Below are 16,215 nucleotides of genomic sequence, written 5' to 3'. Positions count from 1 at the left end.
AATGACAGAACACGCATGGTCTAGACAAGAATTCGAACAAAAACTAAGAGAAAAAGGCGCTTACTATCATATTCATCACCCCTTTCATAAACGTATGAATGAAGGACACTGCAGTGTTGATGAAATTCAGGGCTGGGTGGCCAACCGACTGTATTATCAAATGGCGATACCGGTTAAAGACGCGGCAATTTTAGCGAATTGCGAAGACCAATCGGTACGCAGAACCTGGATCCAACGAATTATTGATCACGATGGACGGGAAGGTGAAGACGGACTGGGCGGCATAGAAGCCTGGTTGCGGTTGGGCGAAGCAGTAGGCTTGAACCGCAGTGAGTTACTTGATGAAACCCACCTGTTGCCAGCGGTTAAGTTTGCAGTAAATGCCTATGTGAATTTTGCCCGCCGTGCGTCGTGGGAAGAGGCTGCCTGCTCATCATTAACTGAAATGTTTGCCCCTGAAATACATCAAAGCCGATTAGATACCTGGCCTAGGCACTATACATGGATTGATAGTGAAGGCTTTACCTACTTTCAAATGCGGTTAAGTCAGGCGCGCCGTGATGTAGAGCATGGCCTGCAGATTACCCTTGACCACTTTATTACCCGACAACAGCAAGAACATGCACTCAATATACTGCAGTTCAAAATTGATATTTTGTGGAGCATTGCTGATGCCATTTGCTTTGCCTATGAATATAAGAGAAAGCCGTTTGATGGTATTGCCGACCAGCGGGTGTGCCATAAAGGGAGGTTTTAATGATGTCGAATTTACAATCGCAAACCGAACACCACTTAGATGCTGATAGCGTCGGTGCTGATGACATTGGTTCAAATAACCCGGAAGACAACATTGAAAATAGCAGCAATCACAGAAACGAGGGCGGCCGCACAAGAGACAAAATAGCTTCTTTAAACCCGCTTTTTCGTATGCAGTACGAGAAAGCTCAGGGTTGTTATGTTTTGTTGTTCCCCGAAGGAATGATCAAACTTAACCCTTCTGCGGCAGAAATTCTTAAGCGAGTAGATGGAAGCAATACGGAAAATGCCATTTGTGCTGAACTTCGCCAAGCGTTTCGAGATGCACCCGATGATTTAGAAGAAGATGTTCATGCATTTCTGGTCCATGCCGAGCAAAAGAAGTGGATCCGCTATGACGAATAATACAGACGTTGATTTACAAACCGACGTACCAAATAGCATAACGCCTCCGCTGTGGCTCCTAGCCGAAATTACCTATCAGTGCCCATTGCATTGCCCATATTGCTCAAACCCAGTAAACATGGAAGAAACATTTAATGAGCTCTCTACTGAGCATTGGGAGCGTGTGCTGCGTGAAGCGCGGGAAATGGGCGCCGTGCAATTAGGCTTTTCTGGCGGAGAGCCATTGCTTCGAAAAGACTTGGAGCACTTGGTCGCTTATGCGCGGACTTTGGGTTTTTACACCAACTTGATCACCTCTGGCATTGGCATGACAGAAAAACGTATTGCCAAGCTCAAAGAAGCCGGCCTTGACCACATTCAGCTGAGCTTTCAGTCAGCCAATGCTGAAGTAAACGACTTAATAGGCAACAAGCGTCACTCATTTGAACAAAAACTTAAAATTGCGAAGCTGGTAAAACAATACAACTACCCTATGGTGCTTAACTTCTGTATTACCGCGCAAAACATTCACGAAATAGAAGACGTGATGGCGCTCAGCGAGCAGCTGAACGCTGATTTTGTCGAGCTAGCTACCGTACAATATTACGGCTGGGCCTATGAAAATAGAGACCATTTGCTGCCTACTTCACAGCAGCTACAGGAAGCTGAGGCCGCAGTGAACCGCTACCGCGCGCAGCAAAACGGTAAAGGCCCAACCTTCATATTTGTGTCGCCCGACTACTACGAATCTCGCCCTAAGGCGTGCATGAATGGCTGGGGCACAACGTTTTTAACCGTAACGCCAGATGGCAGTGCCCTTCCGTGTCACAGTGCAAAGATATTGCCCCTTAATTTTCCTAATGTGAAAGAACGCTCGTTGCACGATATTTGGCACCAAGACTTTAGCTTTAACCATTTCCGTGGCGATAGTTGGATGCCTTCGCCCTGTAGGGACTGCGATGAAAAAGATAAAGACTTTGGCGGCTGCCGATGTCAGGCCTACCTACTAACAGGTGATATGTATAAGACAGATCCGGTTTGCAGCAAGTCGCCCGATCACCACTTGATGAAAGGCATTACCGATAAAGCAGGTACTGCACCGTCGAGGGCACTTCAGTATCGGAAGGTGGAAAAGCCGATTCCCATTCTAGAAGTAAATACATCAAGCTAAGTGTTTGGGATAAATACTATGTGACGAGTACGAAATGGTGAGCGCTGAGTGGTAAGAGAGACTGTTAACCCATAATGACAAAAGTGTATGTCTGAATTTCATTTCATTAATGCCGACTCTGGATCAAAAGTGCATAGCGTTGTTTTCGCGCTAAAAACCCCTGCAGCAGGCCACACTGGGTTGTCTCATTTAGCTGAGCATATGAGCTTTCGACGCTCTCACCAATACCCCGCTGCCCACGAGCTTTTTACGGCCAATACACTTCTGCCCGTCACTATTAACGCTACCACACTCGCCGAGTACACCTTCTTTTTCGCTTCATCTGAAAAAGCGAATGTACTGCTTGATGCTGTACATTACCTGTACTCTGGCCTGCTTAACCGGGATTACGGTACCGATGAAGTTACCTTAGAGCGTGACGGGGTTATTTTTAACGAGCTCGCCATGCTAGAGGCAAACAGCGACTATGCATTAAACGCCGCTATTCGATTGGCCGACACAAATAAAAATGCCTATCAACACGCGGGGGGGTTTACACAAACCATAGGCAGCAACAGTATTCAAGCGCTTCAAGACTACAAACGCCAGTGGTATCAGCCAAGCAATATCACTACGCTGGTTTACAGCGATTCAACCCTACTATTTGAACAATGCAAAGAGGTTGTTACAGCCCTGAGCGTGGAAGCAGCCCTGAGCGTGGAAGCAGCCCTGAGCGCTGAAAAAACCTTGAGCGCTGAAACAGCCCTGAGCGAAAAAACAGCCTTGAGCGAGAAAGCAGCTTTGAGCGAAGAATCAACACTGAACAGTAACGCCCCCCTGAGTCAGCACGCATCACAACGCGAGCACTCACATTTAGACAAAGTAGCCTCCCTTGATTCACAAACAATAAATGGCAAAAACGAATCAATAAGCCATGTCTTAACCTGGTGGTTTCCTCAGTGCTTTCTAAAGGGTTTACAGCAGCAAGAAGCAAGGCTTAACACTGTAGCAGGCCCTGAAAACACCTTATTTATTGACCCTGAAATTAATCAACAAGGCAATTTTGCAATTCGCCTCGTCACAAAAGAAGCGATTAAAGAAGAAGCAAGAGAGTTTTCAAGAGAAGCTGCACCAAGGCTTTCAAAAAAACTGACACACAAGCAGATAAAGGGTAGTAATAATCAAGAGTTGGAACGACTAAAAGATATCGTATCCACGTGTCTCGCCTCATTAGATATCGCGCCTTCAAACCCGATGCCAAGCACTGGTAAACACGCAGAAGGTGTAGGTGTAGCCATTCGTTATTTTGCGCAATTAACGAATGGGTTGTCTTGGAACGAGCGTGCCGCCAAAGATAGTACCACCAAAAAAGCTTATCTAGCGAGTGCCAATAAGGTATCGCACTCCTATTTAGGGGCTCTACCTTCACCGGAAAAGTCAATAGCTCTCGAGCGGATTAGAAAGGCACGCAAAGACTTTTCCGCGCAAGCCAGCGCTTCCAATAGCGAGCAGTCACTTTTAATACCGCGACTTGTCTCCAAGTACCAACATTTTATTACTTTAGAGAACTTGCCTCCGCTCCCACGGTTGTTACACCCCCTCGCTAGAAGCACCACTGTTTTAGCGCGATTTAACGCGGAGCAAATTGCTTCGCATTTAGCACCATTTTTAAACCCACTCTCTCCCCACACATTAGAGTCAGTGCCTCTAAATTCAGCCTCGCACTGGGTGTATCGCATTGCTTTTTATCAACAAGCAAGACTACACGAGGTATTGGCTGACCAGCTTTTTTGGCAACCAAGGACCTTGGGGGAATGCTATGCACTGGGCGCTGCGACTTATGAAAATAATCTGTATTTGTTTGGTGCAAGCGATACAAATATCAAAGAGCGTGAAAACTGGTGCAATACGATTTTGTCGATGCCCATATGGGGAAACTCGGGAAAAAACACTGCTACCAATTTATGATACTTCCTCCCTCTTAAGGAGGGTATTTTTAGGGAATGCTTAAGGCAATACTAAAGCTATAATTAATAACGAAGCAGTCAAGACCATGCCTACGCGAATTTCTACAAAAAGCTCTAGCCAAAACGTTGCACAATTTCCAACACATCAAATTGCCCGTTCACCATTTGCTCTTGCGATTATTGCAAGCGCTGTAACCTATGCATTTAGCTCTGCTGCAGAAGCTAACGACGCAATGGACCACTACGAGGTTATAGAGGTACAGGGAGCGACGCCGCTTAGCGCCAACAGCAATAACTCTGCCGTATTTGGCAACGTTCAGACACTCACTCAAGATGACATTGAAGGGAGCGTTAACCGTTCATTGCCGGAGCTACTCAAAACTCAGCTTACAAGCGTGAACCTAAACGATGTTCAAAACAATCCGTTCCAACCCGATCTACAATACCGCGGGTTTACTGCCTCTCCGCTGCTTGGCCTACCTCAGGGCATTTCGGTGTACTTGAACGGCGGTCGGGTTAATGAAGCGTTTGGCGATACTGTGCATTGGGACCTAATGCCGCTAGATGCCATAGATACCGTTTCTTTGTACTCTGGTTCAAACCCTCTGTTTGGCCAAAACACGCTAGGCGGCGCCCTTGCGCTAAGAACGAAAACAGGGTTTAGCTTCAACGCCAATGAAATAGATTTACAGGCTGGACAATTCGGCCAGAAAGCCGCGTCTGTGGAATCAGGTGGTCATAACGATCAATGGGCGTATTATGTGAACCTGAATCACTATGAAGAAGATGGCTGGCGCGACTATTCACCATCTGAAGTGCAGCAAGTATTTACGTCCCTTGCCTATAAAAGTGACAAAATGCATCTCGACATGAACCTGTTTATGGCCGATAACGAGTTACTCGGAAATGGTGCGTCACCTATAGAACTGCTGGATATTGAAGGAAGAGAAGCGGTCTACACCCACCCCGATCAGACCAACAACGAACTTACGCACGTTAATATAACCGGTGATTTCGTTTTAACTGACACCTTATCTTTAACCGCCAATATGTTTTATCGCGATACACAAACTCAATCAATCAACGGCGATGACAGTGATTTTGGTGCCTGCCAGTTCGCTGATGGACGCGTAACACTGTGTGAATTTGAAGATGATGACGACGATGACGATGAAGATGATGATCCGCTTGATAATGATGATGATGGCGACGACGATGACGATGACGATGAAGATGATTTGCCTGTTGTAGGAGAAGGTGACGATATAGAAGCGGTTGAATTTATTGGCTTTGATGACGATACCGCGCTTGCCGACATATCAGATGTGGACGCAGATGAACTTGATGGAACATACAATACGGGCCGCACAGACGCCAAAGCGACTGGGTTATCTTTTCAGCTAGCAAAACAATATGCCTTAAGCGGCTTCAGTTCAGAGTTAATTGTTGGTGCCAGCTACACCGAAGGAGATGTTAACTACGCCGCTGATACTACATTTGGTATTTTGGAAAACGAATCTGCGCAAGACTCACGCACCGTTTTACCCATCGACGGGCTCATGGCACAAGAAGCAAGAGTTAGATTAGATGTAGACACCACCGCATGGTCGCTTTTTTTCATGAATAGTACACAGCTCTCTTCAGCCGTATCACTCAATCTTGGTGGACGTTTTAACAGAGACCATATTGTTATGGAAGACCTGATTGATGACGGTGAAGGTTCATTGGACGGTAATCACCGCTTTACCCAATTTAACCCAGCGGTAGGGGTAGACATTACTATTGATGAGCAAAGCCAGTTGAATCTTGCAATCAGCCAGTCTTCAAGAACGCCAAGCCCAGCAGAGTTAAGCTGTGCAGATGAAGACGACCCGTGTCGATTACCGAATGGATTTGTGGCCGATCCTCCTCTTGATCAGGTAGTTACTCAAACTATTGAAGCGAACTACACCACACGCATTGATAACATCGACCTGATGCTAAATGTTTTTCACAGTAGAAGTAAGGACGATATTATCTTCCAACAAGCAGGCTCTGTTGCCTCTCGCGGATACTTTATTAACGTTGATGAAACCCAGCGTCAGGGCGTTGAATTCAGCGTAGGCTCAACATGGGAAAAACTCACCTACCGGTTAAACTACAACTATCTTAACGCAACCTATGAATCATCATTCACCTCATTTAGCCCCTTTAATCCTCAGGGTCCGGACCGGGTCGTAACGCCAGGTGACAAGATTCCAGGCCAACCAGAGCATTTAGTCAAACTCTATGCAGATTACACCTTGACGGATAAAACGCGTTTAGGGGCAGAAGTTATTTCAGCATCGAGTCAGTACTTTAGGGGCGATGAGGCGAACGAAAATGAAAAAATTGACGGATACGTTATTGCAAACATTTTTGCATCGTACCGTTTCAACGACACATTTACCGCATCGCTACGTGTGAACAACCTGTTTGACAAAGACTATGAAACCTTCGGCACTTATGGCGAGGCGGATGAGGTGTTAGAAGACATTTATCCCGACGTAGAAGGCGCAGAGTTCGTAGGCCCCGCACAACCGCGAATGGTCAGTATGAATTTAAAAGCGAGATTTTAATCAGATCGCAGTTGTTACCACACGCGCTTTTATCCACACAAAAGCTGCAAAAAAAATCAAAAAACGCGACTTACTTTTTCACAGTAGTCGCGTTTTTTATCATTTATACATTTAATTTTCCCGCTACTAAAGAAGGAGATTAACACGCCTTACGGCCAATGGTTCAAAATTCAATAAAACCTATTATCAATTTACTGGATACCGAAAGCATTAAACCAGTCAAAAATAAAAATAAAAAGCCACTGTAATTAATCAACACTACCAATAATGGGACAGTAAAATGAAAAAGAACGCATTTACAAAAACCTGTTTATCTATTGCTATTTTAAGCACAGTCAATAGCCATAGTTTTGCCCAAGACGAGCCCTATTCATGGAATATCTCTGGGTGGATAAACGAAGGCGTAACCTATTACGACGACGGTGTGGGTAGTGATGTGGCACAACTTTCAGACAACGGTACAACGCTAGGCAGCCGTATTACGCTTTCAGGGAATTATAAGCTGGAGGAACAAGGCATGGACGTGGGCTTTGAAGTCATTATTGAGCCTCTTTCAGGCGCACCCAACTACGCCGGTGGTGGCCATCAAACGCCACTTTTATTTGCCAATCAGGATAACTTAGACACCTTCAACGGCGGCGACATAGGCCTGTTGGGCAGTAGCCTCTACTTTGGTGGCGACTGGGGTAAAATCACCGTTGGTTTACAAAGCCTTCCCACCGATAATATAGCGGTTCTTGCCGATCCGTCTGGCACTATTTGGTCAGGCATTTCACCATTATTTAGAGCTAATGGTTTCTTTATTCGAGGCGTAGAAGAAGGTTCAACCAATGTCGCGTGGGGTCAATTTGCTCAGTGCCTTGCAACGCCTGGGTTGGGTATAGGGCTAGATTGTAATGGGATTTACCGTAATGGCGTACGCTACGATCTTCCCCAAATGGGCAATGTGAGTATTGCAGTTGGTTATGCAAACGACGAAATTTACGATATTGCGGTCAAGTATGCGGCTGAGCACGAAGGCTTCAAAACTAACCTTCATGCAGGTTACTCAGTGAATAAAGATGGCGGTAGCAATGTGGGTGGCAACAGTTCAACTACGCTACAACTGCAAGCAGGGCTCATGCATATTGAGTCAGGAGTATTTGGGGTAGCCACTTATCAGATGGAAGAAGCTGACGACGCGATTGTTGGCTCGGGTGACGATACGGATGCCTATTACTTTAAAGCAGGCATAAGAAAACAGTTTAATCGCTTTGGTGATTCTGCCTTCTACGCTGAATATGCCAGTTATAACGACCAATACGGCATGGCTCATTTAGATGGCGTTACCGGCTCAGAGCTTAGTCAGTGGGGTGTTGCAGCGGAACAGTATTTTGGCTCGCGCTTCTTGGTGTACGCGAAATACGAAAATCTAAGTTTAGATATTGATGGTTCTGAATCTGCGCAAGGAATTTATAACAGCGCAGAAGACTTAACCCTAATTCAACTAGGTGGCACTGTGTTCTTTTAATTGAGAATTAAAAATCAGTCATATTTTAACATTGAACTTATATCTAATTACTCTGAAATTTAAAAATTACGCGATTCATTTACTTTCATTTAATTAATGATAAAAAACTGATCAATTTTAAACTTAAATCAGAAATTAAAATTAAGCTAAAAGATATGACATAAAAAAGCGAGATTCACTCTCGCTTTTCCTATTGAAAAAGGAAAGATCATGAAAAATATATCTCTATTTTCATTACGTTCAGCTCAACCCATTCTGTTAGCCCTACTCTTCATAACGACAGTACATATCGCAGACGCACAGGTCATATTTCAGGAGGACAAAAACAATTTCATTCGCCTTGTTGAAAAGCAAAACGAAACAGACAGTGACGTGCGTGCCAACCAGCACCCCTTTACGCTGCAAGAGCAGGATGTATCCGCCATACTTAGCGCTATTGATGTGGTTAAAAACAAAAATACGTCAACACCGCTTTTTTCCAACGAACAGGTTGCGTTACTTGCCGCCTATCTGCCTGAGGCGCTGCGAACAGCGACTGCCCAGCAAGACGTAATTTTTGCCCTGAGTAAAGAGAAGCGCTATTTGGCAGGCCTTAAAACCCAAACGTATTACGTTGCAGGCAGTATTTTCGTTGCAGACGACCAGCTCAATATTCTTATTGGCGAGTTCGATAAAGTAGCCAATAAAGCCTACGAAATGGCTTATGATCCTACTTCTCAGGGCTTGGTAAAATACGACTTTAATTTTGGTAATCGGAAACAAGCAAAGTTCTCATTCGATTCCCCACTCTCTTTTTCCGCACCTGGTATAGAACTGAAAATGAAAAATCGCTTCGATTGGGTGGTCGCACCGACTCAGCTGGCATTTGAATCACCTGTAGAAAAGGAAACACTTTCCCCAGCAAATAGGGAAAACACACCCAGTAAGAAAGACGTAGCTGGCTCAGCCCCCTTACCAGCAGAAAACGATATCGTTGCTCGTTTTAAACGGTTAGACGCACTAAAAAGGGCAAACCTAATTAGCGAAACAGAATACGCCGAAAAAAGAAGGCAGTTACTTGACGAGTTATAGAACGAAAGTTCCGTCAGTACTGGCTTTACGTGCTTTTTTGTTATAAGCCATTGGTCTTATTAGGCCTAGTTTAATGTTATATTTATGTTAACATCGTGAACATATAAAGTGACTGATTAGCTTTTAATATTTCGGGGAATTTGATCACTTTGAAGCGTTTCATTTACGCCATAATTTTGTCTTACTAAAAGGCTTATGTGTGAATAAAACGCTAGCCCAAATAAGTCACAAGGCCAGCGGCAAATGTCGCTTTTTTAGCTGAGGGAAAGACCATGCACCGTATCCTGATAATTGACGACCACCCTATTTTTCGTCACGCAATGATTACTATCTTAGGGAAAAAGTTTCCCGACTCAGAAACCCTCGAAGCCAATTCAATTTCTGAAGCGTTAACGTTACTAGAGCAAGACGCGAAGTTCGACTTAATCATGCTTGATTTAAATATGCCGGAAACCTGTGGCCTAAACGGACTTTTGGAAATTCGAAACCAACACCCTAACGTACCTGTAGTGATTATTTCCGCTGAAACGGAAAAGCAAAATATACTGCAAACCATTTCTTATGGTGCCGTTGGCTTTATTTCAAAAAGCAGCAAGATTGAAGAAATAGCCACATCTATCGAGAGTATTTTTGAAGGGAACGTGTGTTTACCATCAGAGATATTGAGAACGCCGTCTACCAGAACACGCATGACCAATGACAACGGTATTTCGCCGGAGCAAATTCGTTCATTAACACGAAAAGAGCTGACTGTACTGAAATATCTAACTCAAGGGTTAGCCAATAAAGTGATTGCCTACGAGCTTAATATTTCTGAAACCACGGTTAAGTCTCACGTCTCATCTATTCTCAAAAAATTAGGCGCCAGCAACCGAGTAAAGGTTGTGGCCAGTGCCGCGAATATCGACTTTAACCAATACGTATTTAATTAAGACCTGTTGATCTTTGCTGTGCACCGAAGATTAACAGGCCCCATGTTCCTATACTTTTAGCCATTCAAGCTTGAGACTAGCGCCGCCTTCAGCGCCGCGGAGTTAACAGGTTTGTGCAGCAGCTGAATGTCGGTGCCTTCAAGTTCATTCGCTAACGCTTTTGAGTGATTAGCAGTGCAAATCATAATGGGCATTGAAGGCGCGATTTTTCTTACGCGTTTCGCAATGTCTAAACCGGTTTCTTCTTCGTCTAGGTGGTAATCGACAATAAGCATATCGCACTCATCAAAGCTGCCATTGTTAACGGCACTGCACTGATCGAAACCAGAAAAAGTGTCTACCTCCATATCCCAGTTTGCGAACAAGGTTTGCATGGCTATACGCATATTGGCATCGTTATCAATATGCCATATATGCTTATCCAAAACGTAATCTGGTAACGATGGCTCCAAAGTATAAAGATAGTCTTGTTCCTGGCTCGTATCACACACTTCGGTAATAGGAATGGTCACCGTGAAGCATGCGCCTACGCCCTCTTTCGAGCGCACTCGAATATCGTGATCTAGCAACTTACTCATTTTATCTACAATGTATAATCCCAGACCCAAACTGTAAGAGTAGTTAAAATCGTTTTCTAATCTGGAAAACTCTTTAAAAATAACTTTCTGATCGTCTTCGCTTATACCCACACCTTGATCATAAATGCTAATTTCCAGGTTCTCATTCACTTTTCGTGCTGCCAGTAACACCTTGCCGTTGGCACCGTATTTCATTGCATTTATTAATAAATTTCGCAATATTCGAGAAAGTAAGTTCACGTCTGTCACCACGAAGGCTTCTTTCAATCGATAGCGAAAATCTACACTGTAGTCTTTACTGATATGCGTAAACTCTTCGGCTAGCTGCATAAGTAAAGGCAATATATTTTCTTGCTGCTTATCGGGCTGTAACACCCCAGCGTCCAGTTTGGATGTTTCAATAAGCGTGCGAATAAGGCCATGTAAATCAGACAGTGAATTATCGAGGGCGGCAACAATGGTGCTGGATGAACTATCCACTTGATCTTTCAATGTTTCGTTGAACAAGATGGCAGCGCTAAGGGGCTGCATAAGATCGTGGCTAATAGCAGCCAAAAACTTGCTCTTTGAATCAATGGCTTCTTGAAGGGCAATATTGGCGTGATTGAGTTCACGGGTACGCTTTTCTACATTCGATTCTAATTGATCTTTAGCCGCTTTAAGCTGGAGTTGGCTTTCTACCTGCTTCGACACGTCTGTTGCCAACACAAAATGCCCTGCAATATCGCCAGACTCATTGAAATGAGGCAAATAAACTTTCTGTAAAAAGCCAACGTCGCCATGGGCATTTTTTTCTTTGCTTTGAAAGCTCACCACTTCGCCCTGGTTAACACGGTGCAAGTACTGAATAAGATGGGGGTAAACCTCTTTCAGATGGCTTCGATCCATAGGCATATCATTAATGTCTTGCTCACTAACGCCATACCAATCACGATAACCTTTATTGGTGTATTGAAACTTTTTATCGGTACCAATGTAAGCAATAAGCGCCGGTACATTATCGGTTATCATGCGGATCCAGCTTTCGTTTTGTTTTAGCGTTTCCGCGTAGTGATGCTGCGATGTAACATTGGTAAACGTGCACAGCGTGTTGCCGTCGGGCAGTGTAGTGATGTTGCGTTCAACCACCAATTGCTCGTGTATAATCTGGGTACTTGGCCCCACCGGGTTTAAATTGAGCCCGCTCCAGTGACGGTTATTTTGAAGGGCATAGATATTCTTACTGTTTACCAGTACGTGCTGAGGCACGTTTGATTGGGTCAAAAACGTGTTATTCCAAAACGCGATGCCGCCCTCTTTATCAATGAGCAATATTCCAACGTCAATATTATCGATAAGGCTTTGCAGCAGCTTGTTTTTCTCTTTAATGACTTGCTCATAGCGATTCGACTCAAGCAGTTTTACTTCAGTGATATCGTTAAACAGAATAACGTTCCCGCCTTCTTGAGTGGGTCGGTTGGTAAGCTGATACCATCGTTTGTTCGACAACTGGTAAATCATCCTGCCCTCAATATCAGCGGGCAGAGCACGGCGAATAACCCCGGAATGTTTGGCAGCTTGAGTGATATCGTAATAGTTGTCGCCAATTTTAGGGGTAATGGAAAGGTCATCCCACACAGTTTCAAAGTGCCGATTAAAGAAGATGATCCCGCCCAGCCTATCTAGCAACACCATCGCCTGATTGGTACTTTCAATGGCATCGTGTAAACGCTGTTTTACCTGATGGGTTTCTTCGTGAGCACGCACCAGTTCGGCGTTTGACTGTTCCAGCTTTTGCAATACAGATTGAAGTTCTTCTGTTTTCTGGCTCACTTTTTCAGAGAGTTGAACCGAGTGCTCGAAGGCGCGATAACTGTGATGATTAAAACCGCCCTCTTCCATCCGATACATCAGCGCTGCGTTTATTTTTTCAAGCTTTTCGTTTTCACGTTTTTGTTCATGCAGGGCTTCTTGGAGCGCCTCTACATCGGTAAAGCGATTACTGGGCTGCAAAGTACACCCCCGTAAACGTTTGGTTCAAGTGAACCGAGTGGATATGCTCGCCATAGGCATTGAAGCCCGCAACTTTGTATTTTTGCTGTAAGCGTTTTATCTCGTGGTCATTTTTACCTTGCTGAATTTCAAGCCTTCGTAAGAAACAGTCACAGGCATAAACGAACTCGGGCTCGCCAAGCTCGGTTTGCAATTTATCCAACTTGTCTTCTAGTGCTTCAATACAATCGCCTAGCTGAATGAACGTAAGAATAATGCCAATATCAACCGCGCAATAGAACGTAATAGCGTTAGTCGCCAGATCTACTTTCTGGATTGAGCGAATAAAGTATTTTCCACCCACCAATACTGCCAAAGGGAAAAGAGAAAACACATCCGGCGTTAAGTCTTCAGCTTTCATTCCCAATAAACTGGCGTAATACTGCGCTGCGGGTTCACCGTTAATCTCATACACGGTTCGCGATTCTGGATCGGCGTGGGTGACCACCAGCTTTGAAACGGGAGAGTTAATGTGATCAATGGAGAACACGGTAAAGGGCTTCCCCGTACCAACAAGCAGCAGTACTGCTGCGTCTCGATGAAATTCACCGTTGTAAAACACATAGGTGGCTTCAAGTTTTAGATCGTCGCCAGCGCTACCGCCTAAGTGTGGAATATTGCCAAATGCAGTCGCAAAGGTTTCTAGAAAATGTTCCTCATGGCGGGTAAGTCCATCGAGCACAGAAATAACGAAGTGCTGCTCTGTATCGTAACGACGCTCCCTCCCCTGTAAGGCTCGGCGCAAACCACTGGCAATATCGTGGGCTTCATCAAAGTTTACTTCGCCTAAATTAGGCACCAATGCTGTGGCAATAGAAAATTCGTTTTTCAAAAACGCGACGGCCAAGAGTTTTTCTGTTCCGTACCCATTCTTATTAAATTCTCCAGCACTGGTGCAGCCAACAATGTTCACGTGTGGAAAACGTGCGGTGATTTCCTGTGCTACGGTATCTAAGTCAAACAGCGTGCTGGTATGAAAGAGTAATAGCTCTATTTCATCACACTTAACGTTGGCTAAAATCTCGTTGGCCACATCGCGGCAGGCTTCTTTTGCACCGTATAAACAAGCTTGGTTGTCATTGATAACCTTGCTATTTGCAGGTTGACTAAGTGCGGACAGGATTGAGGTTTTTGACACGCGTTGGTACCTTTTTCTTTTTATATTTATCGATTTTGCACAAGTTAGGGTTATCTAACGTAACCACACACTCAAGGCACTGAATACACTCAGCATAGTCAATGCTGCCGTCTTGTTCTATAGCATCAATACCACATTTCTTTTGTTTGCACAGCTGACACGGATTACCACAGGCGTCTTTACGTGTGAGCAACTTAACTACAGGGAAACGGCCCAGAATGGCAAGCCCCGCTCCCAAAGGACATAAATAGCGGCAGTACACTTTATGAACTTTTAAGCTAAGTAGCAGCAATAAAACCGAATACAGCACAAAGGGCCAATATCGAACAAAGTGTAGGGTTATGGACGTTTTAAACGGCTCTATCTCAGCGAGCTTCTCTGCAAGGTTTAGTGAATAGAATGAGCACGCGACTAGTCCTATAAGCAACACATATTTAATTTTTTGTGCCCGTTTGTGGTGCTGAGGCTTAATTCTGATTTGTTTTATCCTGAGCTTTTCAGCCAGTATTCCCATCATTTCCTGAAGTGCTCCGAAGGGGCAAAGCCAGCCGCAAAATAGTCCCCGCCCAACGATAAACAGCGAGACAAATACAAAGCTCCACAAAATAAAAATAACCGGGTCGAGAAGATATACTTCTAACGAGAACCCATCGACAATATCCAATAGCAGCGTGTATATGTTGACAACCGACAGTTGCCCTTGGGCGTAAAAACCAATAAAAAACAGCACGAACACAAGGGATAATGCTCGTACTGTGTGCACAAACTTGGTGTAAGGCGTGAGCCTTTGCTGAAATGCAAAAAACAACGACAGCGCCACAAGATAAACAACGGTGATGCTTATCGCTAAGGTTCTGTCCCTCCAAATTTTCTGCCACAAAGGAATGGGCTTCGCTAACTGAGCCTCAGGATTTTCCATAAATAGTTCACTAGGCAGTGTCACTTTCAAAGGGAACAGATGCTCATCTTGCTCGAAGAAACTTGGCTTAAACGGCACACTAATCGCTATTTCCATTTCTTGGTCAAGTGACAGCCCACCTTTCGATTTTACGCGAAGTACTTTGATCTCGTTGTAGTCGGGCAATGCTTGTGAAAATGCGGGGTCATAGAAGCTATAAAAATCGATATCGCGGATAGCTATGGGAAAGCCGCCTTGAGACACCCGTAAATGCTCAGGTGTGGTTTGGGGAATAAACTCATCGCTGATAAAACTGAAACCTTTCGTATTCAGCACCATCAGTGCCATTTCACCCGGATTTAGATTTTCCTGTAACCGAGCAAACTCCTCTTCATCCAGCAGGTTTTTCCCCACAATAGGAAGACTTAAAAACGCATAGTAGTGTTCGGCAATGATGTCACCATCAAGAGCAAACTCGCTTTGAATATCCTCAACCGCCCGAACCACTTCTCTCGAGAGGCCTTCGGTATTTTGCTGAGTAATCTGGTGTTTTTGAATGTAGCCCTTGTCCACCAATTCGCTAAAAGTAAGAGGTTCGTAAAAGTCTGGATTGATAATATTATTGCTAGGCGCAACAAAGCCATCGAGCTTAGCTCTGGCAACAGCTAATGCAGATGTCACGATGGTATCGTTGATAACCAGCACTGATACGGTGGCTTTCGTAACCCCATCAAAGTAGGTAGCGTCTTTGCCTACATTGCTTTTACCACCAATGATAAAACGTTCTTTGACACTGTGCCCTTGATATTGAGCAACGAAATCAAACATGGATTTCTCGCCAAGCCCGTGCAAAAAAATCGGCTCGCTATGCTGCTTAACGAAAAGATCGACCACATTGCCTTGTGTGTCTAGCCCAATCACTACATTAACCGGTTTGCCTGAAAAGCCTATGAAGTCGACAAAGTCATTCGACTCAAAAACATATCCGAGTAGTTGCTGAAGCTGATAGACCGGGGTTACCTTGATGTCAGTGTGCATCTCCCCCACGCGTGTAGCGTTAGGAAATATTTTGTAAATGTCTTGTGGAATGTCTGTCGCATCAGACTGCGCCAACACATTGGAGCTGAGAAACAGCAAGAAAATGATTGAGGAAAATGCGATGCGCATAAAAGTAGCGGGCGGCGGTAGGCGCCGCCCTCAGGT

At 44.6% G+C, this 16,215-nt stretch carries 11 protein-coding genes; 8 read left to right on the top strand and 3 right to left on the bottom strand.

Going from position 1 to position 16,215, the window contains the following annotated elements; all coding sequences use genetic code 11:
- Position 1 precedes the first annotated feature (1 nt).
- The 8 genes from pqqC (at position 2) to ACXAER_RS13765 (ending at position 10,367) form a co-directional block, all read left to right on the top strand.
- A complete protein-coding gene (pqqC, locus tag ACXAER_RS13800; protein ID WP_474830094.1) occupies positions 2 to 757 on the top strand; it encodes a pyrroloquinoline-quinone synthase PqqC in 756 nt (251 codons plus the stop codon).
- Positions 757 to 1,161, top strand: a complete 405-nt coding sequence (pqqD, locus tag ACXAER_RS13795; protein WP_474830092.1) for a pyrroloquinoline quinone biosynthesis peptide chaperone PqqD — start codon at positions 757 to 759, stop codon at positions 1,159 to 1,161. The genes pqqC and pqqD overlap by 1 nt, the downstream gene beginning before the upstream one ends.
- Positions 1,151 to 2,311 (top strand): pyrroloquinoline quinone biosynthesis protein PqqE, encoded by a 1,161-nt coding sequence (gene pqqE / locus ACXAER_RS13790; protein ID WP_474830090.1) that lies wholly within the window; start codon positions 1,151 to 1,153, stop codon positions 2,309 to 2,311. The genes pqqD and pqqE overlap by 11 nt, the downstream gene beginning before the upstream one ends.
- An 87-nt stretch (positions 2,312 to 2,398) precedes the next feature.
- A complete protein-coding gene (locus ACXAER_RS13785) occupies positions 2,399 to 4,258 on the top strand; it encodes an insulinase family protein (RefSeq protein ID WP_474830088.1) in 1,860 nt (619 codons plus the stop codon).
- An 85-nt stretch (positions 4,259 to 4,343) separates the two neighbouring features.
- Positions 4,344 to 6,854 carry a TonB-dependent receptor gene (locus tag ACXAER_RS13780; RefSeq protein WP_474830086.1) on the top strand — a complete coding sequence of 837 codons (2,511 nt, stop codon included), beginning with the start codon at positions 4,344 to 4,346 and terminating at the stop codon, positions 6,852 to 6,854.
- A 280-nt stretch (positions 6,855 to 7,134) separates the two neighbouring features.
- Entirely contained in the window at positions 7,135 to 8,364 is a 1,230-nt protein-coding gene (locus ACXAER_RS13775; RefSeq protein WP_474830084.1) for a porin, read from the top strand.
- A 210-nt stretch (positions 8,365 to 8,574) separates the two neighbouring features.
- The gene (locus ACXAER_RS13770) at positions 8,575 to 9,435 is read left to right on the top strand and encodes a hypothetical protein (protein ID WP_474830082.1); all 861 of its coding nucleotides are present in this window, start codon (positions 8,575 to 8,577) and stop codon (positions 9,433 to 9,435) included.
- A 272-nt stretch (positions 9,436 to 9,707) separates the two neighbouring features.
- Positions 9,708 to 10,367 carry a response regulator gene (locus ACXAER_RS13765; RefSeq protein ID WP_014950680.1) on the top strand — a complete coding sequence of 220 codons (660 nt, stop codon included), beginning with the start codon at positions 9,708 to 9,710 and terminating at the stop codon, positions 10,365 to 10,367.
- A 56-nt stretch (positions 10,368 to 10,423) separates the two neighbouring features.
- Here ACXAER_RS13765 and ACXAER_RS13760 read toward each other — a convergent pair whose 3' ends face one another.
- The 3 genes from ACXAER_RS13760 to ACXAER_RS13750 are packed head-to-tail and all read right to left on the bottom strand — an operon-like array spanning position 10,424 to position 16,179.
- A complete protein-coding gene (locus ACXAER_RS13760) occupies positions 10,424 to 12,937 on the bottom strand; it encodes an ATP-binding protein (protein ID WP_474830079.1) in 2,514 nt (837 codons plus the stop codon).
- On the bottom strand, positions 12,924 to 14,114 hold the full coding sequence (gene nosP / locus ACXAER_RS13755; protein WP_474830077.1) for a nitric oxide-sensing protein NosP: 1,191 nt from the start codon (positions 14,112 to 14,114) through the stop codon (positions 12,924 to 12,926). The genes ACXAER_RS13760 and nosP overlap by 14 nt, the downstream gene beginning before the upstream one ends.
- Positions 14,083 to 16,179, bottom strand: a complete 2,097-nt coding sequence (locus ACXAER_RS13750; RefSeq protein ID WP_474830075.1) for a 4Fe-4S binding protein — start codon at positions 16,177 to 16,179, stop codon at positions 14,083 to 14,085. The genes nosP and ACXAER_RS13750 overlap by 32 nt, the downstream gene beginning before the upstream one ends.
- Between the last annotated feature and the right edge of the window lie 36 nt (positions 16,180 to 16,215).

This window comes from Alteromonas sp. AWJ4_199, from assembly GCF_056159165.1.
This window is presented reverse-complemented; position numbering and strand designations above follow the sequence as displayed.